The sequence below is a fragment of the Mesorhizobium sp. M1D.F.Ca.ET.231.01.1.1 genome (assembly GCF_003999155.2).
Classification (GTDB): domain Bacteria; phylum Pseudomonadota; class Alphaproteobacteria; order Rhizobiales; family Rhizobiaceae; genus Mesorhizobium.
This window is the reverse complement of sequence record NZ_RZOZ02000300.1, coordinates 1-279: the sequence shown is the minus strand read 5'-3', so window position 1 is coordinate 279 and position 279 is coordinate 1. Positions and strand designations below refer to the sequence as shown.

General features: G+C 64.2%; 1 protein-coding gene. It reads left to right on the top strand.

The genetic code is table 11. The features are described from left to right. On the top strand, positions 1-279 hold a 279-nt coding region (locus EN874_RS33400), incomplete at both ends, for a BCCT family transporter (RefSeq protein WP_189396770.1).

The following is a 279-nucleotide window of genomic DNA, read 5'->3' as shown; positions in this document are numbered from 1 at the left end:
GCCGACTGGACGATCTTCTACTGGGCCTGGTGGATTTCCTGGGCACCGTTCGTCGGTTCGTTCATCGCGCGCATTTCGCGCGGGCGCAGCGTGCGCGAGTTCGTGATCGGCGTGGTGCTGGCCCCGACGCTGCTGGGCTTCTTCTGGTTCTCGGTGTTCGGCGGCACCGCAATCTGGATGCAGATCTTCGGCCAGGCCGACCTGGTGCAGGCACTGGGCAATGGCTACGAGACGGTGCTGTTCACGATGTTCGACAGCATGCCGCTGCCGTTGCTGCTG